Origin of the sequence: Pelomonas nitida, assembly GCF_043555975.1 — a bacterium.
GTDB classification, from domain to species: domain Bacteria; phylum Pseudomonadota; class Gammaproteobacteria; order Burkholderiales; family Burkholderiaceae_C; genus Pelomonas; species Pelomonas nitida.
Window position 1 is genome coordinate 449,397 of record NZ_JBIGIA010000001.1, and the last position, 23,848, is coordinate 473,244.

Annotated in this window: 25 protein-coding genes, 1 tRNA gene and 1 pseudogene; 7 read left to right on the top strand and 20 right to left on the bottom strand. The window is 67.6% G+C overall.

The genetic code is table 11. The features are described 5' to 3' along the window. Nucleotide 1 precedes the first annotated feature (1 nt). The 4 genes from ACG00X_RS01955 to ACG00X_RS01970 form a co-directional block, all read right to left on the bottom strand. Nucleotides 2–727: a hypothetical protein gene (locus ACG00X_RS01955; RefSeq protein WP_394486244.1), complete on the bottom strand. Its 726-nt coding sequence runs from the start codon at nt 725–727 to the stop codon at nt 2–4. Nucleotides 728–739: 12 nt separating this feature from the next. Further along, entirely contained in the window at nt 740–1,309 is a 570-nt protein-coding gene (locus ACG00X_RS01960) for a hypothetical protein (RefSeq protein ID WP_394486245.1), read from the bottom strand. Beyond that, nucleotides 1,299–1,535, bottom strand: coding sequence for a helix-turn-helix domain-containing protein (locus ACG00X_RS01965; RefSeq protein ID WP_394486246.1), 237 nt, complete (start codon nt 1,533–1,535; stop codon nt 1,299–1,301). The genes ACG00X_RS01960 and ACG00X_RS01965 overlap by 11 nt, the downstream gene beginning before the upstream one ends. 156 nt (nt 1,536–1,691) lie before the next feature. After that, complete coding sequence (locus ACG00X_RS01970; protein ID WP_394486247.1) at nt 1,692–2,240, bottom strand: DUF2975 domain-containing protein; 549 nt, start codon at nt 2,238–2,240, stop codon at nt 1,692–1,694. Between the two features lie 122 nt (nt 2,241–2,362). On the opposite strand from ACG00X_RS01970, the gene ybaK reads away from it, so the two are divergent. The 4 genes from ybaK (at nt 2,363) to ACG00X_RS01990 (ending at nt 4,573) form a co-directional block, all read left to right on the top strand. Next, nucleotides 2,363–2,851 carry a Cys-tRNA(Pro) deacylase gene (gene ybaK / locus ACG00X_RS01975; RefSeq protein ID WP_394486248.1) on the top strand — a complete coding sequence of 163 codons (489 nt, stop codon included), beginning with the start codon at nt 2,363–2,365 and terminating at the stop codon, nt 2,849–2,851. Continuing rightward, nucleotides 2,839–3,405, top strand: a complete 567-nt coding sequence (locus ACG00X_RS01980) for a hypothetical protein (RefSeq protein WP_394486249.1) — start codon at nt 2,839–2,841, stop codon at nt 3,403–3,405. Before ybaK ends, ACG00X_RS01980 begins: the two co-directional genes overlap by 13 nt. Nucleotides 3,406–3,504: 99 nt before the next feature. After that, a complete protein-coding gene (gene plsY, locus ACG00X_RS01985; RefSeq protein ID WP_394486250.1) occupies nt 3,505–4,215 on the top strand; it encodes a glycerol-3-phosphate 1-O-acyltransferase PlsY in 711 nt (236 codons plus the stop codon). 4 nt (nt 4,216–4,219) lie between these two features. After that, the gene (locus tag ACG00X_RS01990; RefSeq protein ID WP_394486251.1) at nt 4,220–4,573 is read left to right on the top strand and encodes a RidA family protein; all 354 of its coding nucleotides are present in this window, start codon (nt 4,220–4,222) and stop codon (nt 4,571–4,573) included. 152 nt (nt 4,574–4,725) lie between these two features. Here the strand turns inward: ACG00X_RS01990 and ACG00X_RS01995 are convergent. Both ACG00X_RS01995 and ACG00X_RS02000 read right to left on the bottom strand, forming a co-directional pair. Next, a pseudogene (locus ACG00X_RS01995) lies at nt 4,726–4,827 on the bottom strand (helix-turn-helix domain-containing protein); the annotation flags it as partial. A gap of 75 nt (nt 4,828–4,902) precedes the next feature. Beyond that, a complete protein-coding gene (locus ACG00X_RS02000; RefSeq protein ID WP_394486252.1) occupies nt 4,903–5,259 on the bottom strand; it encodes a PDZ domain-containing protein in 357 nt (118 codons plus the stop codon). Between the two features lie 225 nt (nt 5,260–5,484). Here ACG00X_RS02000 and ACG00X_RS02005 point away from each other — a divergent pair, with 225 nt between their 5' ends. Beyond that, the gene (locus ACG00X_RS02005; protein WP_394486253.1) at nt 5,485–5,781 is read left to right on the top strand and encodes a transposase; all 297 of its coding nucleotides are present in this window, start codon (nt 5,485–5,487) and stop codon (nt 5,779–5,781) included. A 75-nt stretch (nt 5,782–5,856) separates the two neighbouring features. On the opposite strand, the gene ACG00X_RS02010 is transcribed toward ACG00X_RS02005, so the two are convergent. The 13 genes from ACG00X_RS02010 to ACG00X_RS02070 form a co-directional block, all read right to left on the bottom strand. Further along, nucleotides 5,857–5,933, bottom strand: a tRNA-Pro gene (locus ACG00X_RS02010). Nucleotides 5,934–5,967: 34 nt separating this feature from the next. Beyond that, nucleotides 5,968–6,483: a MerR family transcriptional regulator gene (locus ACG00X_RS02015; protein WP_394486254.1), complete on the bottom strand. Its 516-nt coding sequence runs from the start codon at nt 6,481–6,483 to the stop codon at nt 5,968–5,970. A 35-nt stretch (nt 6,484–6,518) separates the two neighbouring features. Next, entirely contained in the window at nt 6,519–6,887 is a 369-nt protein-coding gene (locus tag ACG00X_RS02020; protein WP_394486255.1) for an integration host factor subunit alpha, read from the bottom strand. Nucleotides 6,888–6,898: 11 nt separating this feature from the next. Further along, entirely contained in the window at nt 6,899–9,328 is a 2,430-nt protein-coding gene (gene pheT / locus ACG00X_RS02025; RefSeq protein ID WP_394486256.1) for a phenylalanine--tRNA ligase subunit beta, read from the bottom strand. A 39-nt stretch (nt 9,329–9,367) separates the two neighbouring features. Beyond that, the gene (gene pheS, locus ACG00X_RS02030) at nt 9,368–10,411 is read right to left on the bottom strand and encodes a phenylalanine--tRNA ligase subunit alpha (RefSeq protein ID WP_394486257.1); all 1,044 of its coding nucleotides are present in this window, start codon (nt 10,409–10,411) and stop codon (nt 9,368–9,370) included. 115 nt (nt 10,412–10,526) lie between these two features. Continuing rightward, the gene (gene rplT / locus ACG00X_RS02035) at nt 10,527–10,883 is read right to left on the bottom strand and encodes a 50S ribosomal protein L20 (RefSeq protein ID WP_025564000.1); all 357 of its coding nucleotides are present in this window, start codon (nt 10,881–10,883) and stop codon (nt 10,527–10,529) included. Between the two features lie 26 nt (nt 10,884–10,909). Next, nucleotides 10,910–11,113, bottom strand: a complete 204-nt coding sequence (rpmI, locus tag ACG00X_RS02040) for a 50S ribosomal protein L35 (RefSeq protein WP_028601240.1) — start codon at nt 11,111–11,113, stop codon at nt 10,910–10,912. A gap of 120 nt (nt 11,114–11,233) precedes the next feature. Continuing rightward, nucleotides 11,234–11,779, bottom strand: a complete 546-nt coding sequence (infC, locus tag ACG00X_RS02045; protein WP_268166444.1) for a translation initiation factor IF-3 — start codon at nt 11,777–11,779, stop codon at nt 11,234–11,236. A gap of 67 nt (nt 11,780–11,846) precedes the next feature. Continuing rightward, on the bottom strand, nt 11,847–13,754 hold the full coding sequence (gene thrS, locus ACG00X_RS02050; protein ID WP_394486258.1) for a threonine--tRNA ligase: 1,908 nt from the start codon (nt 13,752–13,754) through the stop codon (nt 11,847–11,849). Between the two features lie 194 nt (nt 13,755–13,948). After that, nucleotides 13,949–15,040, bottom strand: coding sequence for a patatin-like phospholipase family protein (locus ACG00X_RS02055; protein ID WP_394486259.1), 1,092 nt, complete (start codon nt 15,038–15,040; stop codon nt 13,949–13,951). A 16-nt stretch (nt 15,041–15,056) separates the two neighbouring features. Continuing rightward, the gene (locus ACG00X_RS02060; protein WP_394486260.1) at nt 15,057–17,237 is read right to left on the bottom strand and encodes a TonB-dependent receptor plug domain-containing protein; all 2,181 of its coding nucleotides are present in this window, start codon (nt 17,235–17,237) and stop codon (nt 15,057–15,059) included. A 182-nt stretch (nt 17,238–17,419) separates the two neighbouring features. After that, entirely contained in the window at nt 17,420–19,753 is a 2,334-nt protein-coding gene (locus tag ACG00X_RS02065; protein ID WP_394486358.1) for a Tex family protein, read from the bottom strand. Between the two features lie 85 nt (nt 19,754–19,838). Further along, complete coding sequence (locus tag ACG00X_RS02070; RefSeq protein WP_394486261.1) at nt 19,839–20,600, bottom strand: substrate-binding periplasmic protein; 762 nt, start codon at nt 20,598–20,600, stop codon at nt 19,839–19,841. Nucleotides 20,601–20,847: 247 nt separating this feature from the next. Here ACG00X_RS02070 and ACG00X_RS02075 point away from each other — a divergent pair, with 247 nt between their 5' ends. Then, nucleotides 20,848–21,735 (top strand): hypothetical protein, encoded by an 888-nt coding sequence (locus ACG00X_RS02075; protein ID WP_394486262.1) that lies wholly within the window; start codon nt 20,848–20,850, stop codon nt 21,733–21,735. Continuing rightward, nucleotides 21,732–22,904 carry a hypothetical protein gene (locus ACG00X_RS02080; RefSeq protein ID WP_394486263.1) on the top strand — a complete coding sequence of 391 codons (1,173 nt, stop codon included), beginning with the start codon at nt 21,732–21,734 and terminating at the stop codon, nt 22,902–22,904. Before ACG00X_RS02075 ends, ACG00X_RS02080 begins: the two co-directional genes overlap by 4 nt. On the opposite strand, the gene ACG00X_RS02085 is transcribed toward ACG00X_RS02080, so the two are convergent. Continuing rightward, nucleotides 22,882–23,772, bottom strand: coding sequence for an AraC family transcriptional regulator (locus ACG00X_RS02085; protein WP_394486264.1), 891 nt, complete (start codon nt 23,770–23,772; stop codon nt 22,882–22,884). The genes ACG00X_RS02080 and ACG00X_RS02085 overlap by 23 nt on opposite strands. Nucleotides 23,773–23,848: the final 76 nt, after the last annotated feature.

Consider the following 23,848-nt stretch of genomic DNA (forward strand, 5'->3'; position numbering starts at 1 on the left):
GTCAGAACTTGATGCTGAGCTTGGTGTCGGCCGGCGGCACGAGCCGGGCCGCCTCGGGCCAGTTCTCCTGGCCGTTCAGCAGCGTGCAGGGGCGACCGGCTTCACCTTTCTTGGTCTCGGGGTCGCGCTCGCCAACAGCACGCGGCAGGGTCAGGCCCATCAACTGGCCGTTCTCGCGCCACTCCAGCTCCCAGGTCGGCGTGGCCGAGCAGATGCGCACCGCCTCGACGCGCGGGAACAGCCAGCGCAGATAAAAGGGCAGCAGCTCCTCGCGCAGCGTGTGGGCCACGCGCAGGGCCTGGCGCACCTTGGCCAGCGTCAGTTCCTCGGGCTTCATGTTGAGCTCGATGCTGCCGCGCACGGCCAGCTTGCCCTTGGGCACGTTGGTGGCGAGGTCGGCCGTCTTGGCCTCGGCCTCCGGCAGGATGGGCAGATCGAAGCCGCCTTCGGCGCCGATGGGGATCGGGTAGTCGGCGTCGTCGCTGGCCACGGCCAGGCGGATGTCGGCCAGCGCGAGCTGGGTCTTCTTGGTGTCCACCTTGAAGTCCATGCGGTAGACGCCCTCGCCATAACGCTTCATCTTGCTGAGCAGCGTGTTGATGCGCGCATAGGGCAGGGCGCTACCGTCGCGCTTGAGCTCGGTGCGCACGGGCGGCAGCACTTCGGTCTGCGCCAGGGCAGACAGGGTGGCGGACTGCAGCAGGAGGATGAGGAAGAGGTGTCGCATCGGGCTTTGGGGTCAGTGTTTGCATTTGCCGCGCGCTTCGGCCATCAGCCAGAACGGCAGGCTCAGCAGGCCACCGCCACCACCGAGGAACTCGCCCTTGAGGCAGTCGGTCGTGCCGGCTTGCTGGATCTCGCGGCCCAGGCGCGCGTGGGCGGTTTCGCGGCCGGAGTCCTGGGAGGCCGAGGCGGCCCGCTCGGACAGCAGCGGCTGGCGGCCGGCCTCGCGGATGGCGCGCCGTGTCGCGTCGGTCTGTAGCAGGCTGATGCGTGGGGTCTCGGAAGTGGGAGGTGCTTCGGCGACGGGCGCGTCGGTGGTCGGGGGTGCTGTGTCGATCGGTGGCGCAGACGGGTCGTCCCGGCGCTGTTGGCGCTGTTGGCGATTGCTCCGCGGAGTCGGCGTCGTCGCGGCGTCGGCCGGCCGGCGCGTTGGCTTCGCCTGCGGTGGCGGCGGCAGGATCAGCCGCACGGTGCTGGTTGCGGCTGGGCTGTGGTCGGACGGGTGTTGCCGCGGCGCGATGAGCAGCAGCGAGCCATGAGCCGCCACGATCAGCAGCCACAGTGCATGGCGGCGCTCAAGTCGCATGCCGTCCGTCCTCCGGCTCGGGGCCGGGCTCCCAGGTGAGCAGGTCGCCGGGCTGGCACTGCAGTACGTCGCAGATGCGCGAGAGCGTGTCGAAGCGCACGCCGCGCACCTTGCCGCTCTTCAGCAAGGACAGGTTGGCCTCGGTGATGCCCACGCGCTCGGCCAGTTCGCGCGAGCGCATCTTGCGCCGCGCGAGCATGACGTCGAGCGTGACGACGATGGGCATGTCAGCGGTACCGCAACGCCGGCAGGCGGCGGGCTTTCGGGCCGAGCGCCGGGCCGCTCACGAGCCGGCCCGTCATGGCGATGTGCTCGCGGCTCGATGCCGCGGGCATCGCCGCCCCCTCGCGGGACCGGCCAACCTTATCCTTCGGCGAGGGGCTCATACGAACTCGGCGTTCTCGTCGGCGACGCGGGCGGCTTCGTGCAGCACCTGCGCCAGCGCCAGCAGCAGCAGGCCGAACAGCAGCGCGAGGTAGTGGTCGGAGGACAGGCCGAACCACAGCCGGCGCTGCCCCGGCGGGTTGCCCCAGGTCAGCGCCAGGATGGCCAGCGTGTGGCTCAGCGGCTGCGCGGCCGCCAGCGTGCACAGGCCCAGGCCCAGGTGGCGCAGATGCCGCGCCGGCCGCCGGGTCAGCAGCTCGCCCTGCGCGAAGCAGCCGAACAGCGACCACATATGCCACAGCGCGAACAGACTGGCGCTCGTGGGCAGCATCATGGCCGCCAGGCCCCACAGGCGTGGCCCGACGTCGAGCTGAACGGTGTCGAGGTTCCAGGTCTGGCCCGCCACTTCCGCGACCCATTCGGGCTGCGCCCAGAACATGAAGGGCAGCGCCCCGATGACGACGACCCCCAGCAGGCACAGCGACCGCACGACCCACGCCAGGCGGCGAATGCGCCGCAGGCTGTCGGAGGGAACGGAGTCGGGCATGGGGATCTCGGTGTGGCTGAAAAACTTACTGTAAAACAATAATTCATTGCCGCAGAACAGAATCTCTGCCGGTGAGGGCGTGGCAGCGGCATGAGCCGTCCGCACGCATCCAAAATGCGCCCATGAGCAAAAAGAGCAGTCATGTCAGCGAGACCCCGGCCACGCAGGCGCTCAGGCGCGCGGGCATCGAGTTCACCGAACATGTCTACGACTATGTGGACCATGGCGGCACCGCCGAGTCGTCCCGGCAGCTGGGCGTGGACGAGCATGCCGTCGTGAAGACGTTGGTCATGCAGGACGAAAAGGCCGAGCCGCTGATCGTGCTGATGCACGGCGACCGCACGGTCAGCCTGAAGGAGCTGGCGCGACAGATCCCGTGCAAGAAGGTCGAGCCCTGCAAGCCGGAGGTGGCGCAGCGGCACAGCGGCTACCAGGTCGGCGGCACGTCGCCGTTCGGCGTGCGCAAGGCGATGCCTGTGTTCGTCGAGGCGAGCATCCTGGCGCTGGAGAAGATCTGCATCAACGGCGGGCGGCGCGGCTATCTCGTCGGCATCGCGCCCCAGGTGCTGACCGAGCTGCTGGGAGCGCGGCCGGTGACATGCGCCAACTGAAGGCTGTGGTGTGCCGCATGCTGGCCGCTGCGCGCAGTGCCTGGTTGCCGGTTTTGAGGCAGGAGGCGGACGGCGTCTATCAACCGCTGCCGCCGCCTGGGCTGTCGCTCGCGCTGTTGGGCGCGGCCATGGTGGCGAGCGTGCTGCTGGTGCTGGGCCGGGGTGGGGCGTGGATGAGTTTGAGTGTGGCCGCGGGCCTGGCGCTCGGGTTCGCGCTGCGAACGCTGCTGGCGTGGCGCCGCCATGGCGCCCGTGGGCGCCCGCTGGTGCGGCTGGCCGACGGTGTACTGACGATCCGGCACACCGGCCAGGATGTCACCGTGCCCTTGCTGCCGCTGGTCCACCTCGTCGTCTACGGCCCGGCCGGCCACCGGACCTACCGCTTTGTCGGGGCTGACGGCCACTGGCAGGAAGTCCGGCCGCAATGGTCTGCGCCCTCGGAGGCCGCCGTGATCGCCTCCCTGCAGGGCGCGCTGGGCGAACGCGTCATCGTGGAAACCCCGCAAACCGCCTTCGAGCAAGCTCGTGGCGACGGGCCCTACTTCGGCAGTTGAGCGGTGTTTGAGCGGTAGTTGAGCGGCGATGGCGCACCAATCGGTGAGTGCGCGACGCCCGGCCGGCGCGACGCGCGAGCTGGCTGACAATCACGCCCCATGGAAACGCTTCTCCCCCTGCTCGCCGCCGTCATCGGCTACCTGATCGGCTCGCTCTCCTTCGCCGTCATCGTCAGTCGCGCCATGGGCCTGTCCGACCCGCGCTCCTATGGTTCCGGCAACCCCGGCGCCACGAATGTGCTGCGCTCGGGCAACAAGGTCGCGGCCGTGCTGACGCTGGTGTTCGACGCACTCAAGGGCTATCTGCCGGTGCTGGCCGTCAACCTCTGGGGCGCTCGCTACGGCCTGGGCGAGGGCGCGGCCGCCCTGGTGGGGCTGGGTGCCTTCCTCGGCCACCTGTGGCCGGTGTTCTTCAAGTTCGAAGGCGGCAAGGGCGTGGCCACGGCCGCCGGTGTCATCTTTGGCCTGAACCCGCTGCTGGGTGTGGCGACGCTGGCCACCTGGGGCGCGGTGGCCTGGGTCAGCCGCTATTCGTCGCTGGCCGCCATCGTCGCGGCCGCGCTCGCGCCGATGTATCAGTTGCTCATTTGGGAAGCCGGAGCGACGGCGCTGGCCCTCATCATCATGGGCTTGCTGCTCGTGTGGCGCCATCAGGCCAACATCCAGAAGCTGATGGCCGGCACCGAAAGCAAGCTGGGCCAGAAGGCGGCGGGTGCCGCGCCGGCGCCCGGCACCAGCAAGAAGCATCCGCACGGCACGGGCCCAAAGCCAGCCGGGCATTCGCATCACCATCCCGCACGAAAGAAGTGACTCCATGAGCAACCCCATCGACCGCTACGACGTCGGCCCCCGCATGTCCGAGATGGCCGTCTACAACGGCGTGGCCTACCTCGCCGGCCAGGTGGCCGAGGACGGCAGCCAGGGCATCGAGGGCCAGACGGCCCAGGTGCTGGCCGCCATCGACAAGCTGCTGGCCCGTGCGGGCTCCGACAAGTCGCGCATCCTGCGCGCCCAGATCTTCCTCGTCGACCTGGCGGACTTCGCCGCGATGAACGGCGTGTGGGAGAAGTGGGTCGCGGCCGGCCACACGCCGCCGCGCGCCACCGTGCAGGCCGCGCTGGCTCGGCCGGAGTGGAAGATCGAGATCGTTGTGACGGCGGCCGTCTGAGGCCCAGCCCAGTGATCCAGAAAGGCACGTGACGGCCTTGCGCAGGGCGAATGATCGCGGCTCAGTCCGCTGCGGTGGGCTGCGTTGCCATGCGTGCGGTGTGCTGTAGTGTTGCGGAACTGCCCCGATTCCGGGCTCGTGTTGCGCTCCACCTCGCGGCTGAGCGTGCTGGCGCTGCGGTTCAACGTCTTGGCAATGTCTCTGAGGCTGTATCCCTGCTGTTGCAGGCTCGCCAGCGCGACTCGCTCTTCAGGCTGAAGTTGTCGGCTAGTGTGCTAGCGTGCTACCCGTACCTATGCGAGGTTGCGAAGAAGGTTTTGAAACATTGCTCACTTCTTCTCGACGGCCGTGATGACTATTTGGCGTGCTTCATTGTCATCACTCCCGCGGCGCACCGTAAGCGTCACTTGCTGGCCTGCTTGCAGCTGTAGTTGCTGGGCAAGCTCACTGGCCTTGGCGCCGCGCACCTCGCGGCCGTAGATTGCCAGGATCGTGTCGCCTTGTTTGAGGCCAGCCCGTTCGGCCGGACTGCCGGACGTGGTTGATTCGATCAAAACTTTCTCGATCTTCCTGTCGAAGATGCTGCCGCTTGCCTCGATGGAGCTGCGCAAGCCCAACCAGCCGTCCGATGCAAATGCTGCTGAACCTGTGGCGATAAGGGTAACGCCAACTAAAAAGTTTTTCATGCCGATTCTTTGAATTGCTGATGAAGCAACTCTGCAGGCCGCCAGTCCAGAGGGCAGGCCGCTGGTGACCTTGCCCCTGAATTCCGTATCCCATAGCTGGACTACGCGTTGACTTGCCGGCGTTGACCGGCGAGCCAGTTTTATTCGAACTGAGGTGTACTGTCAATTCCGGACAGTCATGGTCTGAGGTGGCCTGACTTTCCCGGACGCCCGCTTGAGGGCGGATTGACCGAAGAGGAAGCGATGAGGAAAACGACGACATACACGCCGGAGTTCAAGGTCGAAGCAGTGAAGCTGGTGACCGACCAGGGGCTGAGTCATCAGGAAGCCGCGGCCAAGCTGGATATCCCGACGGGCACGCTGAGCAACTGGATCAGCCAGCGCCGCAACCGCGGCGCTGGTGGTGCCGCCGCTGCACCTGGAGAGCTCACGCGAGTCGCGGCGCGATGGGGATGCCGCTCAGATTTTCGTCGAGGGGAGGGGCCAGCCAGTCGCCGGTTTACCCATTGGTTTACCCATTGAGCATTCAGCGGGCCGGAAAAGGAAAAAGGACTTAGAGGCTTTCGCTTCTAAGTCCCTGATCTACTTTAATAAAAATGGTCGGGACGGCGGGATTCGAACTCGCGACCCCTTGCACCCCATGCAAGTGCGCTACCAGGCTGCGCTACGCCCCGACTGAGCCTCGCAGTATAGCCCAAATTTTTCGACTCAACTCAAAAGCGAGGCGCGAATTGAAAGAAGTTCGGCCCGGACCTGTTCCAGCGACGTCAGTGGGTCGAGTGAACGCACGGGCAGCGTCATGGAGGCTTCGGTGGCCTTCAGGGGCTGAGCCTGGGCCACAGCGGCACGGGCGGCGGGCAGGTGGGCCAGATCTGCCGGCAGTTCGTTGTCTTCATCCTCGTCAGGACCTTCGTCCAGCGCCTGGGCGGCCTCGGCTTCGTCGCGGAAGTTCTGCGCTGAAGCGGGAGGCAGCCCTTCGTTGAGCTGGTTGCGGGCGCCACTGATGGTGAAGCCCTGGTCGTAAAGCAGATCGCGGATGCGGCGAATCAGCAGCACTTCGTGGTGCTGGTAATAGCGCCGGTTGCCGCGCCGCTTCATCGGCTTGAGCTGGGAGAACTCCTGCTCCCAGTAGCGCAGCACGTAGGGCTTCACACCGCACAGCTCGCTCACTTCACCGATGGTGAAGTAGCGTTTGGCGGGGATGGCGGGAAGCGCCTTTTCCATTGCAAATCAACAGGTTCGCGAGGGGAGGAAGCACTCTACTCGAAGTCTTCTCCGCCGGATGCATCGCCCTGCACCAACCCCTTGAGCTTGTGGCTGGCGTGGAAGGTCACGACGTTGCGAGCCTTGATGGGGATGGATTCGCCGGTGCGTGGGTTGCGCCCGGGGCGTGGAGCCTTGCGTCGGATGTTGAAGTTGCCAAAGCCGGAGAGCTTCACGTCCTGACCCTTGACGAGGCTGTCGTGCAGGATGTCGAAGAAGGCCTCGACCATGTCCTTGGACTCCCGCTTGTTCAGGCCCAGCTTGTCGAACAGCAGCTCGGCCAGTTCCGCCTTGGTCAGCGTGGGCGTTTCCAGGCTGCCGATGACGACGGCAGCCGGGTCCTTCTTGATGTCGTGGTCGTCCATGGTTTCTCCGGTCAACCGCGCAGGCGTGCCGCCAGCTGTTGGGTAGCGGCTGTCACGATGGCGGCTACGGCAGCGTCGATGCGCTCATCGGTCAGCGTGGTGTCGTCGTCGAGCAACTCCAGCCGCACGGCCAGGCTGCGCTCGTCGGCCTGCAGGTCGGTCGTTGCACCTGCTGCGGGCTTGAAGACATCGAACAGGCGGGCCGAGCGCAGCAGTGAGCCGCCAGCGGCTTTGATGGTGGTCATCAGCGCGTCGTGGCTGACGTTGTCTTTGACGACCAGGGACAGATCCCGCTGCACGGCCTGTTGGCGCGGCAACGGCCGGCCGTGCGGCAGCGTGCGGGTCAGCGCGGCGTCCAGATCCAGTTCGAACACTACGGGCGCGCCGCCGGTGATCTCATAGGCCTGGCGCCAGCGCGGATGCAGTTCGCCGACGACGCCGATGACGGCGCCGTTCAGGGCCACGCGCGCGCTGCGACCCGGGTGCAGGGCCGGGTGTTCAGCGGCTTCGAAGCTCAGCGTCTGCGGTGCGAACAGGGCTTCCAGGTCGCCCTTCACGTCGAAGAAGTCGACGGCCCGGTCCTTCTGGCTCCACTGCTGCTGATCGGCCGGGCCCCAGGCCAGGCCGCCCAGGCGCAGCGGCTGCTCGATGCCGGCGACGGATAGCGGGCCGTTGGTGACGGTTGCGTCACGCTTGAACACGCGACCCAGCTCGAACACGCGCACGCGTGTCGCGCGGCGGGCCTGGTTGTGGCGCAGTACCTGCACGAGGCTGCCGATCAGGCTGGTGCGCATCACCGACAGCGGCGCGGCGATCGGGTTCAGCAGCTTGATCGGGTCGGCGACACCGGCCAGCTCGCGCTCCCAGCGTTCCTCGACGAAGCTGAAGTTGATGGTCTCGAAGTAGTCACGCGCAGTAACCGCGCGGCGCAGCGCGTGCTTGGCCTGGCGCGATTCCGACCCTGTGCGGCCGACGATGGGCGCCAGCGGCGCGGTGGACGGCAGCGTCGGGTAGCCCAGCACGCGGATGACTTCTTCGATGAGGTCTTCCTCGATCTGGATGTCGAAGCGCCAGCTCGGCGGGGTCACCGTGATGGTGCCGTCAGCGGATGTGAACGGCAGGCCCAGGCGCGTGAACACGCCTTCGCATTGCGCCTGTGTGAGCGGCATGCCGATGACCTTGGCCGCGCGTGCAACGCGCAGCGTCACCGGCGTGGCGACCGGCACGTTGGGCGACTGGTCGTCGATCGGGCCGACCTGGGTCTCAGCGGTGCCGCAGATGTCGATGATGAGCTGCGTGATGCGCTCGATGTGCTCGACCGTCTTGGACGGGTCGACGCCGCGCTCGAAGCGGTGGCCGGCGTCGGTACTGAAGTTGTAGCGGCGGCCGCGGCCCATGACGGCCTCGGGCCACCAGAACGCAGCTTCGACGTAGACGTTCGTCGTGTCGTCGGACACGGCGGTGTGGTCGCCGCCCATGATGCCGGCCAGGGATTCGACCTCGCGTGCATCGGCGATGACGCCAACCTTCTCGTCGACCGTGATGGTGTTGCCGTTCAGCAGCTTGAGCTGTTCGCCCGCCTTGCCCCAGCGCACCACCAGCTCGCCGCTGATCTTGTCCAGGTCGAAGATGTGCGACGGACGGCCGTACTCGAACATCACGTAGTTCGAGATGTCGACCAGGGCCGTGACCGAGCGCTGGCCGCAGCGCTCCAGGCGTTGAACCATCCAGGCGGGCGTCTTGGCGGCGGTGTTGATGCCCTTGACGACGCGGCCCGAGAAACGGCCGCACAGGTCGGTGGCTTCCACGCGCACGGGGAGCTTGTCGTCGAGCGTCGGCTTGACGGCCGGGAACTCGGGCTTGAGCAGCGGCGCGCCGGTCAGCGCGGCGACTTCTCGCGCGACGCTGTAGACGCTCAGGCAATGGCCCAGGTTGGGCGTGAGCTTGAGCGTGAATAGCGTGTCGTCCAGCGCGAGGTGTTTGCGGATGTCTGTGCCGACGACGGCGTCAGGCGCCAGCTCCAGCAGGCCGCCGTGGTCTTCGCTCAATTTCAGCTCACGAGCCGAGCACAGCATGCCGAAGCTCTCGACGCCGCGCAGCTTGCCCACGCCGATCTTGAAGGGCTTGCCATCAGCACCTGGCGGCAGCTCGGCGCCCACGGTGGCCAGCGGCACCTTGATGCCCACGCGGGCGTTGGGCGCGCCGCAGACGATCTGCAGCGGCTCCGCGCCGCCGGCGTTGACTTTGCAGACCCGCAGCTTGTCCGCATTGGGGTGCTGCTCGGCTTCGAGGATTTCGGCGACGACGATGCCGTGGAAGGGCGGCGCGACGGGGCGCAGCTCTTCGACTTCCATGCCGGACATGGTCAGCAGCTCGGCGAGCTGCTTCGTGTTGAGCGGCGGATTGCAGAATTCGCGCAGCCAGGACTCGGGGAATTGCATAACGTTCTTATTACTTGAACTGCCTGAAGCTGGCGAGGCTCAGCGGAACTGAGCCAGGAAGCGGAGGTCGCCGTCGAAGAAGGCGCGCAGGTCGTTGACGCCGTAGCGCAGCATGGCCAGGCGATCGATGCCGGAGCCGAACGCGAAGCCGATGTAGCGCTCGGGGTCCAGGCCCATGTTGCGGATGACCTGCGGGTGCACCTGACCGGAACCGGACACTTCCAGCCAGCGGCCCTTCAGCGGGCCGCTCTCGAACATGATGTCGATCTCGGCGCTGGGTTCGGTGAACGGGAAGTAGCTGGGGCGAAAGCGCAGCTGCAGCTGGTCCGTCTCGAAGAAGGCGGTGATGAAGTTCAGGTAGACCGCCTTCAGGTCCTTGAACGAGATGTTCTCGCCCACCCACAGGCCTTCAACCTGGTGGAACATCGGCGAGTGGGTCGCGTCGCTGTCGACGCGATAGGTGCGGCCCGGCGCGATGACGCGAATCTCGGGCATCGTTGACTCACCGGCATAGCGCTTGGCATGGGCCTGCGCATAGCGGATCTGCATCGGGCTGGTGTGCGGACGCAGGTTCAGCCACGACCCGTTCTCGTCCTTCATGTCGACGTAGAACGTGTCCTGCATGGAGCGGGCAGGGTGGTTCTCGGGGTTGTTCAGCGCCGAGAAGCTGTACCAGTCGGTCTCGATCTCGGGGCCGTCGGCCACGTCGAAGCCCATGGAGGCGAAGATGGCTTCGATGCGCTCCATCGCACGCGTGATCGGGTGCAGGCCGCCGGTGCCGCGGCTGCGGCCGGGCAGCGTCACGTCCAGCGCTTCGGCCTTCAGTTGCTTTTCGAGCTCGGCGGCTGCCAGTGCGTCGCGGCGGGCGGTCAGGGCGGCCTCGATGGCCACCTTGGTCTGGTTGATCTCGGCGCCGCGGGTCTTCTTTTCCTCGATGCTGAGGGCCGAGAGGCCTTTCATCAGTTCAGTCACGCGACCGGATTTGCCGAGGAACCGGGCCTTGGCGTTTTCCAGCTCGGCGGGCGTGGGAGCGGCGGCGAAGTCGGCTTTGGCAGACTCCAGCAGTGCGTCGAGATCAGACATTCGGAATTCGGGATGACAAGGGCTGTGCCCCTGCGTCGAAGACAAAAAGGGCCGGTCACGCGGTGACCGGCCCCGAAAGGTTGCGTATCCCGACGCGAGCCGGGATGGGTCGCAATCAGGCGAGCGCGGCCTTCACCTTGGCGAAGATGCTGGCGAAACCAGCCGGGTCGTTCACGGCCAGATCGGCGAGGACCTTGCGGTCGATCTCGATCTGGGCCTTCTTCAGACCCGCCACGAACTTGCTGTAGGACAGACCCAGGCCACGCGAGGCGGCGTTGATACGGGCGATCCACAGCTGACGGAACACGCGCTTCTTGGTGCGGCGGTCACGGTAGGCGTATTGGCCCGCCTTCATCACCGCCTGTTTGGCGATGCGGAAAACGTTCTTACGACGACCGCGGAAGCCCTTGGCCAGGGCCAGGACCTTCTTGTGACGGGCGCGAGCGGTAACACCACGTTTGACGCGAGGCATATGTTTCTCCTTCTAGTCTTGGTGGATTACAGGCCGGCGAAAGGCAACATTTGAGCCATGTGGCCCATGTTGGTTTCGTGCACGTTCACAGCGCCGCGCAGCTGACGCTTGTTCTTCGTGGTCTTCTTGGTCAGGATGTGGCGCTTGAACGCCTGACCGCGCTTGACGGTGCCACCCGGACGAACGCGAAAACGCTTCTTCGCGCTGCTCTTGGTCTTCATCTTGGGCATGTGAATGCTCCTTTTAAGTGTGTCCCTGGGGCGGTGGCGGAGAGTCCGTCACGCTTGTTGGCCTCAGGAGACTTGTGAACCCACCGGCGACCAAACCGATGGGTTGAACCTGTTTTGGTCTCAGCGCTTTTTCGGCGCCAGGACCATGATCATCTGCCGACCTTCGAGCTTCGGCATGTTCTCGACCACCGCCACGTCGGCCAGTTCGTCGCGGATGCGCTCCAGCAGGCGCATGCCGATGTCCTGGTGTGTGATCTCGCGGCCGCGGTAGCGCAGCGTGACCTTGCCCTTGTCGCCGTCTTCGGCGATGAAGCGGCGCAGATTGCGCATCTTGATCTGGTAGTCGCCTTCGTCCGTGCCCGGGCGGAACTTGACTTCCTTGATCTCGATGATCTTCTGCTTGGCCTTAGCTTCGGCAGCGCGCTTCTGCTCCTGGTACTTGAACTTGCCGTAGTCCATCAGCCGGCAGACCGGCGGGTTGGCAGTGGCAGAGATTTCGACCAGGTCCACATCCAGATCGCCCGCCATGCGCAGGGCCTCCTGGATGCTGACGATCCCGATGGGTTCGTTCTCGGGGCCGTTCAGACGGACTTCGGGCGCCATGATTTCGCGGTTCAACCGGTGCTTGCGCTCCGGAATCGCACGACGGTCGGCAAACGTAGCGATGGTGTAGACCTTTCAACGGGCCCCAAGGCGAGGAGCCCCAATAAACAGAAGCGCGCCCGACAGGCTGTCAGACCTTGTTGGTGATGTCTGCGGAGATCCGGTCAAGGAAGTCCTGCAGGGGCATCACGCCGAGGTCCTGGTTGCCACGGGCGCGTACCGCAACGCTGCCATTCGCCTTTTCCTTGTCACCCACGACGAGGATGTACGGCAGCTTTTGCATGGAATGCTGGCGGATTTTATAGGTGATCTTCTCGTTGCGCAAATCGGCCTGGGCCCTAAGCCCTTGTTTTTGCAGCGATTTCACAATTTCACCGACGTAATCGGCCTGCGCATCCGTAATGTTGGCGACGACAACCTGCGTCGGAGCCAGCCAGGTGGGCAGCGCGCCGGCGTGTTGCTCGATCAAGATGCCGATGAAACGCTCCAGGCTGCCGACGATGGCGCGGTGCAGCATCAGGGGGCGTTTGTGCTCGCCGTCCTCGTCCACAAACGCGGCGTCCAGGCGCTCGGGCAGGTTGGGGTCGACCTGGATGGTGCCGCACTGCCATTCGCGCCCCAGGGCGTCCTTGAGTGTGTATTCGATCTTGGGGCCGTAGAACGCGCCTTCGCCCGGCAGGTAGGTGAAGTCGCAGCCCGAGGCCTTCAAGCCCTCGGCAAGCGCGGCCTCGGCCTTGTCCCAGCTCTCCTCGGTGCCGATGCGCTTTTCGGGGCGAGTGGAGAGCTTGTAGATGATGTCCGTGAAGCCGAAGTCCTTGTAGACCTTCTGCAGCAGCGTCGTGAACGCGGTGACTTCACCCTGGATCTGGTCTTCCATGCAGAAGATGTGGCCGTCGTCCTGCGTGAAGCCGCGCACGCGCATGATGCCGTGCAGGCCGCCGGTGGGCTCGTTGCGGTGGCATTGCCCGAACTCGCCGTAGCGCAGCGGCAGGTCGCGGTAGCTCTTCACGCCCTGCTTGAAGATCAGGATGTGGCCGGGGCAGTTCATCGGCTTGAGTGCGTAGTCGCGCTTCTCCGATTCCGTCGTGAACATGTTCTCGCGGTACTTGTCCCAGTGGCCGGTGGCTTCCCACAGCGTCTTGTCGAGCAGCTGCGGGCCCTTGACCTCCAGGTAGCCGTTGTCGCGGTAGACGCGGCGCATGTACTGCTCTACCTCTTGCCACACCGTCCAGCCCTTGGGGTGCCAGAAGACGACGCCGGGGGCGTGTTCGTCGATGTGGAACAGGTCGAGTTCCTTGCCGAGCTTGCGGTGGTCGCGCTTCTCCGCTTCCTCCAGCATCGTCAGGTACTTCTGCAGGTCGTCCTTGGTGGCCCAGGCCGTGCCGTAGATGCGCTGCAGCTGCTCGTTGCGGTGGTCGCCGCGCCAATAGGCGCCGGCCACCTTCATCAGCTTGAAGTGCTTGAGCTTGCCCGTGCTGGGCACGTGCGGGCCGCGGCACAGGTCTTCGAAGGCGCCTTCGGCGTACAGCGACACGTCCTGGTCGGCCGGGATGCTCTCGATGATCTCGGCCTTGTAGGCCTCGCCCTGGGCCTTGAAGTGGGCCACGGCTTCGTCGCGCGGCAGCACGCGGCGCACGACCTTCTCGTCTTTCTTGGCCAGCTCGGTCATCTTGGACTCGATGGCGGCCAGGTCTTCGGGCGTGAAGGGGCGCTTGTAGGCGAAGTCGTAATAGAAGCCGTTCTCGATGACCGGGCCGATGGTGACCTGGGCGTCGGGGTAGAGCGACTTGACGGCGTAGGCCAGCAGGTGGGCCGTTGAGTGGCGGATCAGCTCCAGGCCGTCGGCGTCCTTGTCGGTGACGATGGCGACCTGAGCGTCCTTGTCGATGACGTAGGAGAGGTCGACGACCTTGCCGTCGACCTTGCCGCCGAGGGCGGCCTTGGCCAGGCCGGTGCCGATGCTGGCAGCCACATCGCCGACGGTGAGCGCGGCGGGGTACTCACGGCGCGAGCCGTCGGGGAGTTGGATGGAAATCATGGGGTGCTCCGGGAGCGAGAAACAAAAAAGCGCGGCCACTTGCCGCGCTTGATTGGTGAAGTCCGAAAAGGACTGGCGTGACGTGCCGCGGCCGACTAGTTACCGGTGAAGGTGGTGGTCGTAGTTCGCGGTGTCATAACCAGGGTGCCTTTCTCGCTCTTGTTAAGGGAGTCTTGAGGGTGGGAGCGCGGATTCTAAAGCGGCAACGCCTGAACCGTGTCGCGCGCGGTCAACGTGGCGAAATCGTCGGCCAGGCGTTGGCTTTCGCTGACGGCCACGCGCCAGCGGCGGCGCCGCTCGGCGGTGTCCAGCGTCATGAAGTCGTTGCGGTCCGGCAGCTTGGCGCCGGGCAGCGTGGCGATCCACTCCGGCGACGGGCACAGCAGCACGACGTTGTCGAGGAAGGCGGTCGAGCGGTGGCGGTGCTTGAGTGCTTTGTCCAGCCAGCCGGGCACGACCTGCTGCTGGAAATGCGGGTAGAGCACCAGCGGCGCCGGTGCGGCTTGGAGGGCGCGGTAGTCCAGGTGCAGGTGGTAGTCGGTGATGCCGCCGTCCCAATAGGCGCCGCGCGGCGCGCCGGGGAGGTCGTGCTGGGCGCGCAGCCAGAACGGGATGGAGCAACTGGCCAGCAGCGCACCGCGCAGGTTGGCGCGCGACAGGTGCACCTCGCGGGTGGTGAAGTCCTTGAGCTTGAGCGGCAGGCGGTCGCGCGGGTCGGAGAACACGACGCGTTCGAGGAAGCGGCCCAGCAGCGGGCGCGACACGGCATTCGCCGCGAAGGCGCCGAGGTAGCCCAGCGGCGTGCGCAGCCGGCCCTCGCGGGCGAGCAGGCCCAGCCCCTTGTTCTGGCCGCGCGACGTGACGACGTGCAGCCGAAAGCGTGGGTGACCCAGCACCTCGGCCTCGCGGCCTTCGAAGATCTCCGCCAGGATCTCGCCGAAGCGCTGGCTGACGCCCTCGGGCCGCGGCCGCTTCTCGCCGGGGAGCACGTCGTACTCCTGCGTCACATAGGCCTCGGCCATCGTGTTGAAGGCGGTGGCGACGTCGCGGTGGGCCAGCGCCGCCGTGGCCATGCGCCAGGCGCCGATGCTGGCGCCGACGAGATGGACGGTTTGGTGGCTGCGCGTCAGCCAGTCGCCGAAGAGCAGGCGATCCAGGCCGTTGAGGATCAGCCCCTTGGGGCCGCCGGCGGCAGCCGGGATGAGGCCGATGTCCTCGGGCCGCAGCCCGCGCTCGGCGAGGCGGGCGCGGGCTGCGGGGCCGGCGAGGATCTGCAGGGCGGTCATCAACGGGCGCTGGTGCTCAGAGCTTGATCTCCAGGTTCACACCGTACCAGGCGCGGGCTTCGCGGTCGGTGAACGTCGTCGAGCCGTTGGACACCGTGGTCAGCGACTGGGTGTCGAGCGGCGCCAGGTTGTTGGCCGACACGCGCAGCGACAGGCTGGGGTTCAGCACCCACTGCGCGAACAGGTCCAGCGAGCGGTTGCGGGTCTGGTCGAGCACCTGCGTCTGGGTCTGGCGCGTGCTGTAGCCGGGCGTGAACGCGAGGTTGGCGCCGGTCGTCAGCGGCAGCGTGGGCAGGCGGTAGTCGAAGCCCAGGTTGCCGGACCAGGGCTGCTGGCCATCCAGCCGGTTGTCCGGGCCGGGCAGCGCGTCGACGCGCGAGTGGTAGAAGCTGACCGAGCCGCGCAGGTTGAGCGCCGTCTTGGCGTCGAACAACGCCGGCATCAGCTCGGACGCCCGGCCCTTGAGCTCCATCTCGATGCCGCTGGTTTGCGCCTTGGAGAGGTTGATCGGGCGCGACACGTACCGGGCCACCGTGCCGCCGGCCGGCACTTCCCGCGTCGTGGCGTTGCGGATCAGGTCCTGGATGTCGCGGTGGAACAGCGCGATGCTGAACATGCCGCCGCCGGTGAAGTACTTCTCGTAGGCGATGTCCACGCCGGTGGCCAGCTCGGGCTTGAGCAGCGGGTTGCCGACCCGGTCGGGGTAGAGCTCCTCGTTGGTCTGCGCCGCCGAGGGGTATTTGCTGTTCAGCGAGTAGCGCCCCAGCATGGCGCTCAGGTCCGGCGCCTTGTAGCTGCGCGTGAGGCTGCCGCGGATCAGGTCGCGGCCCTTCGGGTCGAGCTTGTAGTTGAGGTGCCACAGCGGCGTCAGCACGCTGCTGACGTTGCGGGCGTCCAGCGCGTTGCCACGGCTCGTGGTGACGATGCGCTCGTTGCGCAGGCCCAGGTAGGTGGACCACTGCGGCGCGATCTCCCACTCGTCCTGCACGAAGAACGCCTGGCGCTCGATGCGCGCGCCGAAGGTCTCGCCGTCGAACTGGGGCAGCTGCGACTGGCCGTTCACGGTGGTCGTGCGGGTCTCGTCGCGGCGGCGCCATTCGAGGTCCCAGCCGACGGTCAGGCTGTGTTCCTCGCCCACCAGCTGGCTGTACTTGCCGGCCTGCGTGAAGTTGCGGTCGATGTTGTCGCCGACGCTGCGCACCGGCGTCGTCGTGTCCACCGTCAGGTTGTCGAAGCCGCCCTTGGCGCGCTGCACGCCGGCCTTCAGCTCCACCTTCTGCGTTTCGCTGAAGCGGTTGTTCCACTGCACATTGCCGCGCAGCATCTGCCAGTGGCCCTTGTTGTCGGCGTCGTCATCGAGCCCGCTGCTGGCGATGCCGCTGCTGGACAGCGTGTCGTAGCGCAGGCGGTTGTTCCACCAGCCTTGCTGGCCGAAGCCCATCAGCGTGAGCGTCTCGTCATCGCTGATGCGCCAGTTCAACCGAGGCGTGGTGTTCAGGCCGTGGCCCCAGTTCAGCTGCTCGCCGCGTTGTTCGGAGTCGCCGCTGCTGCCGTTGTCGCTCACGACGTGGCGCTGCGTCGTCGTCTCGCCGAGGTTGCGCCAGGAGAAGAGCGACACCGGCACCGACAGCGCGGCCGCACCGATCTTCTCGCCGAAGGTCAGCGTGGCCGACGGCGTGGGGCGCTCCACGTTGTAGCCCAGGCCCAGGCGCAGGTCGCGCTGCGAGAGGCGCGGTGCGTCCTTCAGGATGATGTTGATGGCGCCGGCCACGGCCTGGGCGCTCTGGTCGGCGGTCGGCCCTTTCGTGACCTCGATGCGTTCGACCTGCTTGGGGTCCAGCTGGTCGAGCTGGAAGCCCGGGGGGGCCGGGTCGCCGTTGATCAGGATCAGCGTGTAGCCCGAGCCCAGGCCGCGCATGCGCGGCGCGCCACCGGAGACGTTCACGCCGGGCAGGCGCTTGAGCACGTCGGCCACGTTGGTGTCACCGTACTTGTCCAGTTCGTCGCGCCCGAACACCTGCTTGGCCACGGGTGCGCGGCGGCGCAGGTCGGTGTCGCTCAGGGTGCGGCGCACCTCCACACGCTCCAGCTGGTTGTTGTTGCCGGGCAGCGGCGGACCGTTGCGGTCGGCCTCCTGCTGCGCCAGCAGAACGGCGGGGCTGAGCAGCAGCAGCGAAGCGAGTTCGGGGCTTTTCAAGACGGACTCCGGGAAGACGGGACGGCGCGAACGATAGCCAGCCGGACCGGTGCGTTGGTGCGGCTTGCGACCAAACGCGGAATGTGGGGCGCCAGGCGCCGAAAGTGCAGCGTGGCGGGCGCTCGCATGATGGCGATGAGGCCGCGCCATGACGAAGGTCAGTGGCGCGGCAGCGACGCCACTCAGCGCTTGGTTTGCAGCTTGGCGAAGGCGGCCGCCATGGCGCCGCCGGCGGGTGCGGGCGCCGGCGCCGCACGGCCACCGCGCTCCTGGCGGCCGGCGGGCTTGAAGCTGTTGTCGCCGCGGCCGGCACCGGCGCGGGGTGCCTGTGCATCGAGCTTCATCGTCAGCGAAATGCGCTGGCGCGCCAGGTCCACCTCCAGCACCTTGACCTTGACGATGTCGCCCGTCTTGACCACTTCGCGGGCGTCGTTGACAAACTTGTTGGACAGCTGGCTGACGTGGATGAGGCCGTCCTGATGCACGCCCAGGTCGACGAAGGCGCCGAACTGCGCGACGTTGCTGACCGTGCCTTCCAGCAGCATGCCGGGTTGCAGGTCCTTCACGTCCTCGACACCGTCGTTGAAGCGGGCGACCTTGAAGTCAGGGCGCGGGTCGCGGCCGGGCTTCTCCAGTTCGGCCAGCACGTCCTTGACGGTGATGAGGCCGAACTTCTCGTCCGCCAGCAGTTCGGGCTTCAGCGTGCGCAGCACCTCGCTGCGGCCGACGATTTCATCCGCCGTGCGTTTGAGCTGGGCCAGCGCCTTCTCGACGATGGGGTAGGTCTCGGGGTGCACGCCGGAGAAGTCCAGCGGGTTGTCGCCGCCACGGATGCGCAGAAAGCCGGCGGCCTGCTCGAAGGTCTTGGGGCCCAGGCCCGTCACGTCCAGCAGCTGCTTGCGGTTGCGGAAGGCGCCATTGGCATCGCGCCAGCGCACGATGCTGCTCGCGACGGACGCGGACAGGCCCGACACACGCGCCAGCAGCGCCTGCGACGCGGTGTTCAGGTCCACGCCGACCTTGTTCACGCAGTCCTCGACGACGGCGTCCAGCGCGCGGGCCATCTCGCTCTGGTTCACATCGTGCTGGTACTGGCCGACGCCGATGCTCTTGGGGTCGATCTTGACCAGCTCGGCCAGCGGGTCTTGCAGCCGGCGGGCAATGGAGACGGCGCCGCGCAGCGACACGTCGAGGTCGGGCAGCTCCTTGGAGGCGAACTCGCTGGCCGAGTAGACCGAGGCGCCGGCCTCGCTGACCACCACCCGCTCGATCTTCACGTTGGCGTCCAGCGCCTGCAGCTTCTTGATCAGTTCGCCCGCTAGCTTGTCGGTCTCGCGGCTGGCGGTGCCGTTGCCGATGGCGATGAGGTTCACGCCATGCGTGGCGCACAGCTTGGCCAGCGTGTGCAGGCTACCGTCCCAGTCGCGGCGGGGCTCGTGCGGGTAGACGGTGGATGTGTCCAGCACGCGGCCGGTGTCACTGACGACGGCCACCTTCACGCCGGTGCGGATGCCGGGGTCCAGGCCCATGACGACGCGCTTGCCGGCGGGTGCTGCGAGCAGCAGGTCGCGCAGGTTCTCGGCGAACACCTTGATGGCGGTGGCTTCGGCCGTCTCGCGCAGGCGGGCGAACAGGTCGCGCTCCAGGCTCAGCGACAGCTTGACCTTCCAGGTCCAGGCAATGGTCTTGCGGATCAGCGCATCGCTCGCGCGATTGCTGTGGCGCCAGCCCAGGTGCGATGCGATGCGGCCTTCGGCCAGGCCGGGTTGGCCGGCAACGGGCTCTTCATCCAGCACCAGCTTGGCATCCAGCAGCTCCTGCGTGCGGCCGCGGAACACGGCCAACGCGCGGTGCGAGGGCACGGTCTTGATGGGCTCGGCGTAGTCGAAGTAGTCGCGGAACTTGGCGTTGTCGGGCAGCTCGCCATTCTTGCCGTCCATCAGCTTGGACTGGAACAGGCCTTCCTCCCACAGCCATTCGCGCAGCTTGCCCACCAGTACGGCATCCTCGGCCCAGCGCTCGCTGAGCAGGTCGCGCACGCCGTCCAGCACGGCGAAGGCGTCGGCAAAGCCGGCGTCCGGGTTCAGGAACTTGGCGGCCTCGGCCTGCGGGTCCAACGACGGGTCGGCGAACAGCTGGTCGGCCAGCGGCTCCAGCCCGGCCTCGCGCGCGATCAGGCCCTTGGTGCGGCGCTTGACCTTGTAGGGCAGGTAGAGGTCTTCGAGCTCCTGCTTGGTGGGGGCGGCCAGGATGGCGGCCTGCAGTTCGGGCGTCAGCTTGCCTTGCTCGGCAATGCTCTTGAGCACGGCTTCGCGGCGGTCAGCCAGCTCGCGCAGATAGGCCAGCCGGGCCTCCAGCTCGCGCAGCTGGATGTCGTCCAGGCCGTCGGTGGCTTCCTTGCGGTAGCGGGCGATGAAGGGCACGGTGGCTCCGCCATCCAGCAGGTCGACGGCGGCCTGCACCTGCGCGGGCCGAACCTTCAGTTCGGCGGCGATCTGGGAAACGATAGGGTCCACAAACACGAAGGGCGCCGGTTGCAGGGCGCCCTGGGTAACACGCGAGGGCCGCATTCTGCCAAACCGGCTGCGGCGGGCGGCTGGCTCAGGGGGCGCCAGCCTGGCGCCGCCAGCGCTCGAGGATGGACCTGGCCACGCCGTTGGCCTGGATGATGCGCATGCCTTCGTTGAAGGCGGCCAGCGTGGCGGCGGAGGCCGGATGGCGGCGCGAGAACGCGGTGTAGATGCCGAAGGCGTCGAGCTGGCCAACGACCTTGAAACGGCCGTCCAGGTCGGCATGCCGCCTGAACAGCAGCCGCGCGGTGATGTCGGGCGCCAGCGTGTAGGTGGCACGGCCGCGCAGCAGCAGCCGGAAGTTGTTCTCGTCGTGCGCGGTGACGACGCGTGCGATGAGCGGGTTGCTGTCGAACGCGCTGCCGTACTCGTAGCCGCGCGTCACCGCGACCTGCTCGCCCTCGAGATCGCGCACCTGCAGCGCGGGCTGGGGCGCCGGGCCGTCCGCCCGGGCCCAGATCAGGAAGCGCTCCTCGAACATCGGCCGCGCCGGCCAGAGGTAGTCGCCCTCGATCTGCGCGGTGCGTGTGGTGTCGAAGCAGGCCAACAGTGCGCCGGACTTCGTCTGCGCCATGCAGCGCACATACGGCAGCAGGTCGAAGTGCGCGTCGATGCCCACGGCGGCGAATGCGGCGCTGACGAGATCGACGGTGATGCCCTGTGCGCGGCCGCCCACGTTGGACGAGTAGGGCGGCCAGTCGTCCTCGGCGCCGATGACGACCTGCGGCCGCTGAGCCCGCGCGTGGTTCGCGACGGCCAGGGCAGGGGTCAACAGCAGGGTGCGCCGGCGCATCGGTCGTGGGGTTCGAGTCGTGGAGTGACGGGCAGTCTAGGGCCTGTCAACACTACGGGTGTAGGCCATCGGGCTTGTCAACCCCACGTCGCGGCCGGCCGCCCTCTTGTTCGCCGCCACAGGCGGCGCGTGACGGCCGCGTGTCAGTGCGGGCCGGTTCTTCTGCGGGTTAGCGCGGGTTGGCCGAGTCGGGGCGGCGTTCCTAAAGTGACTCCTGCTGACACCACAACATCGACAGGAGACAACGATGACACGCTCTCGCTTGCAACGGTTCCTGATGATCGCCCTGGCGGGCGCCGCGCTGGCTGGCGCGGCGCTGGCCACCAACTATTCGCTGTGGATCAATGGCCGCACCGGCGGCGGCGTGGCCGGCAACTATGCCGACTTCACCTACTGGGGCCCGGCCGGCACGGCCGCTGGCGTCAACAAGAAGGCCGTGAACTGGGACGGCTACAACCACATCTCGGACCAGAACTACCTGGTGCGCAACGCGCTCGACTGCTTCTGCACGGGCAGCAACTGGTGCTACATCGCGGCCCACAGCGCGGGCGATTTGATGATCGGCTACACGCTGTCGCTATACGGCGGCACGTCGCGCTACAAGAAGAACGCGTCGCCCGGCAGCGACGGCAGCTGCGCCAACAGCGATGGCTCGACGCAGACCGGCTGGAACATCAAGTGGGTGAACGTGGCCGCCGGTGCGGGCGGTGGCAGCGAACTGGCCAACGCCGGGGACTGGGCGCTCAGCGAACCGTTGGTGAGCGACCTGAAGACCGGCACGGCGCGTGCGCTGTACGACCACAACAACACGCGCGCCAAGATGTTCTATATGTGGGCCGGGGCCAAGGGCACGCTGTACTCCTTCGTGCTGCCCGGGCAGGACGACGAGGCCGTGGCCTATCACTCGGCGGGTGGCGTGTCGGGTTCGGGCGGCGGCAGCTACTGCAACCCGAGCGACTGGCTGTGCAACGACCTGACGCTGGGCACGGCGGCCACCGAGGGCGGCACGGCCAAGTGGAGCAACCACTCGGTGGTCTTCCGTGACACGGCCGAGGCCTACAACCACTACACCAGCGGCAACTGGCAGGGCACGGTCGGGCTGGTGCGTGCCGACATGGTCCAGAACGCGCAATGAGGGCGGCCGGCTGGCTGGCGGGCGCGGCGCTCGCCGGGGTGATCGCCTGGTGGGCATGGCCCCGTGCCGAGGCGAGGCCGGCGCCGGCCGAGGTGGCGCGGGTGATGCCGCCCGCGCCGTCGGCCACGCCGCGGCCGTCGGCCTCGCGCCCGGCGGGCTCGCCGTTCACCGATGCCGCGCTCAGCGCGCGCCTGGCCCAGCGCGAGCAGCTGCTGCAGCGGCTGGAGCGGGCGAAGCTGACGCTGGCCACCTACCGCGAGCAGACCCGCTACCCGCACGAGTCGCGGCCACTGGCCGAGCATCCGGACCAGGTGCGCCCCTTCGCGCCCATTCGCGAGCGCCTGCCGCTGCGGTTCTCCGGCACCAAGGCTGCGGTGGCGGGCGTGAACATCCTGACGACGCAGGACCGCGTCTTCATGAGCGGTGAAGAGGTGGTGAAGGTCAGCGTCAGCGCGCAGGACGATGCCGGGCAGTCCCTGCCGCTGCTGGTCACGCGGGCGGTGGCCTTCGACCTGCCCGACCCGCGCCAGGCCGCCGGGCGGCCGCAGCTGGCGTTGAACTTCACGGCCAGCGACGGCGTCTACAGCGCGCAGTTCCAGCCCTCGCAGACGGCGTTCGCCGACTTCGCCGGCACCTTGCGGCTGCAGGTGACGTTGAGCCAGGACGGGCGCCAGGGCGTCGTGAACTTCGATGTCGTCTACCAGCCGCTGGTGCCCGCCGACTGGGCCGCCATCACGGAGCGCGTGGCCGAGGGATCGCTGGATTTCCTGGTGGGCCTGAACGTCAGGCAGCCGGGGCGCTACGTGGTCAATGCCCGCGTCGACGATGCGCAGGGCCAGCCCTTCGCGCTGGTCAGCTTCAACGAGGAGTTGGGGGCCGGGGCGCAGACGGCGCGGCTGCGTCTGTTCGGCAAGCTGCTGCGCGACGGCGCGCCTGCCATGCCGCTGCAGCTGCGCGACCTGCAGGGCTTCCTGCTGCTGGAGGACCGCTTCCCCGACCGCGCCATGCTGCTGCGGCGCGAGGGCGTCGTCCATCGCAGCGCCAGCTACGCGCTGAAGGGCTTCTCGGATGCGGAGTGGGCCAGCGAGGAGCGTGACCGCTATCTCGCCGAGCTCGGCAAGGACGTCGCCCAGCTGGAGGCGCAGCTCAAGCCGCCGCCCGCGCCTTGAGCCGCGCGGCCGTGACGTCGCGCACCGGCGGCTGGCCGAACAGTCGCGCGTACTCGCGGGTGAACTGCGGCACGCTCTCGTAGCCCACGGCATAGGCCGCGGTGCTGGCGCTGGCACCGTCGGCCAGCATCAGCCGCCGCGCTTCGATGAGGCGCAGGTTCTTCAGGAACTGCAGCGGCGACAGCGAGGTCGTCGCGCGGAAATGGCGATGGAAGGCCGATGCGCTCATGCCGGCCGCTTGGGCCAGTGCCTCCACCGTCCAGGGCCGGGCGAACTCGGCGCGCATCCGCGCGGCCGCACGGCCGATGCGTTCGGCGTGGCCGCCGGGCCAGCCGAGCTGCCGGATGGCCGCGCCGTGCCGGCCGGCCAGCAGCCAGTAGTGCAGCTCGCGCAGCATGGCGGCCTGCAGCACCGACAGGGCGTCCGGGCGGTCCAGCAGCCGCAGCAGGCGCAGCAAGGCGCCGGCCACCTCGGCGTCGGTGGACAGCACGCGCACCGGCGCGGCCTGGGGTGCCGTGCTGGCCTGCATCTGCCCGGCCAGCTCGGCGATGACGGCCACATCCAGCTCAAGCGCCACGGCGTAATAGGGCGCCGCCAGCGTGGCGCGCGTGATCTGGCTGACGGTGGGCACATCGGCCGTGATCAGCAGCGACTCACCGGCCGCGAAGTCCAGCACCTGCGCCCCCATCGTCACCTGTTTGCGGCCCTGCACCACCACGGCCACCAGTGGCCGCGAGATCGCGAAGAGCAGATCGCTGGGCGCCGTGGCGCGCACGGTGGTCAGGCCAGGGATGGGCGTGCGCGCGATGCCTTGCGCATCGGCCTCGGCATCGGCATGGCGGCGGACAGCATCGAGCAAGTCGGTCATGGGGCAAGCCTACAGCGAGGTGGGCGGTACGTGACAGCAGCGGGCGTGCTCGCGGCAGGATCGGGCAAGCAATGGC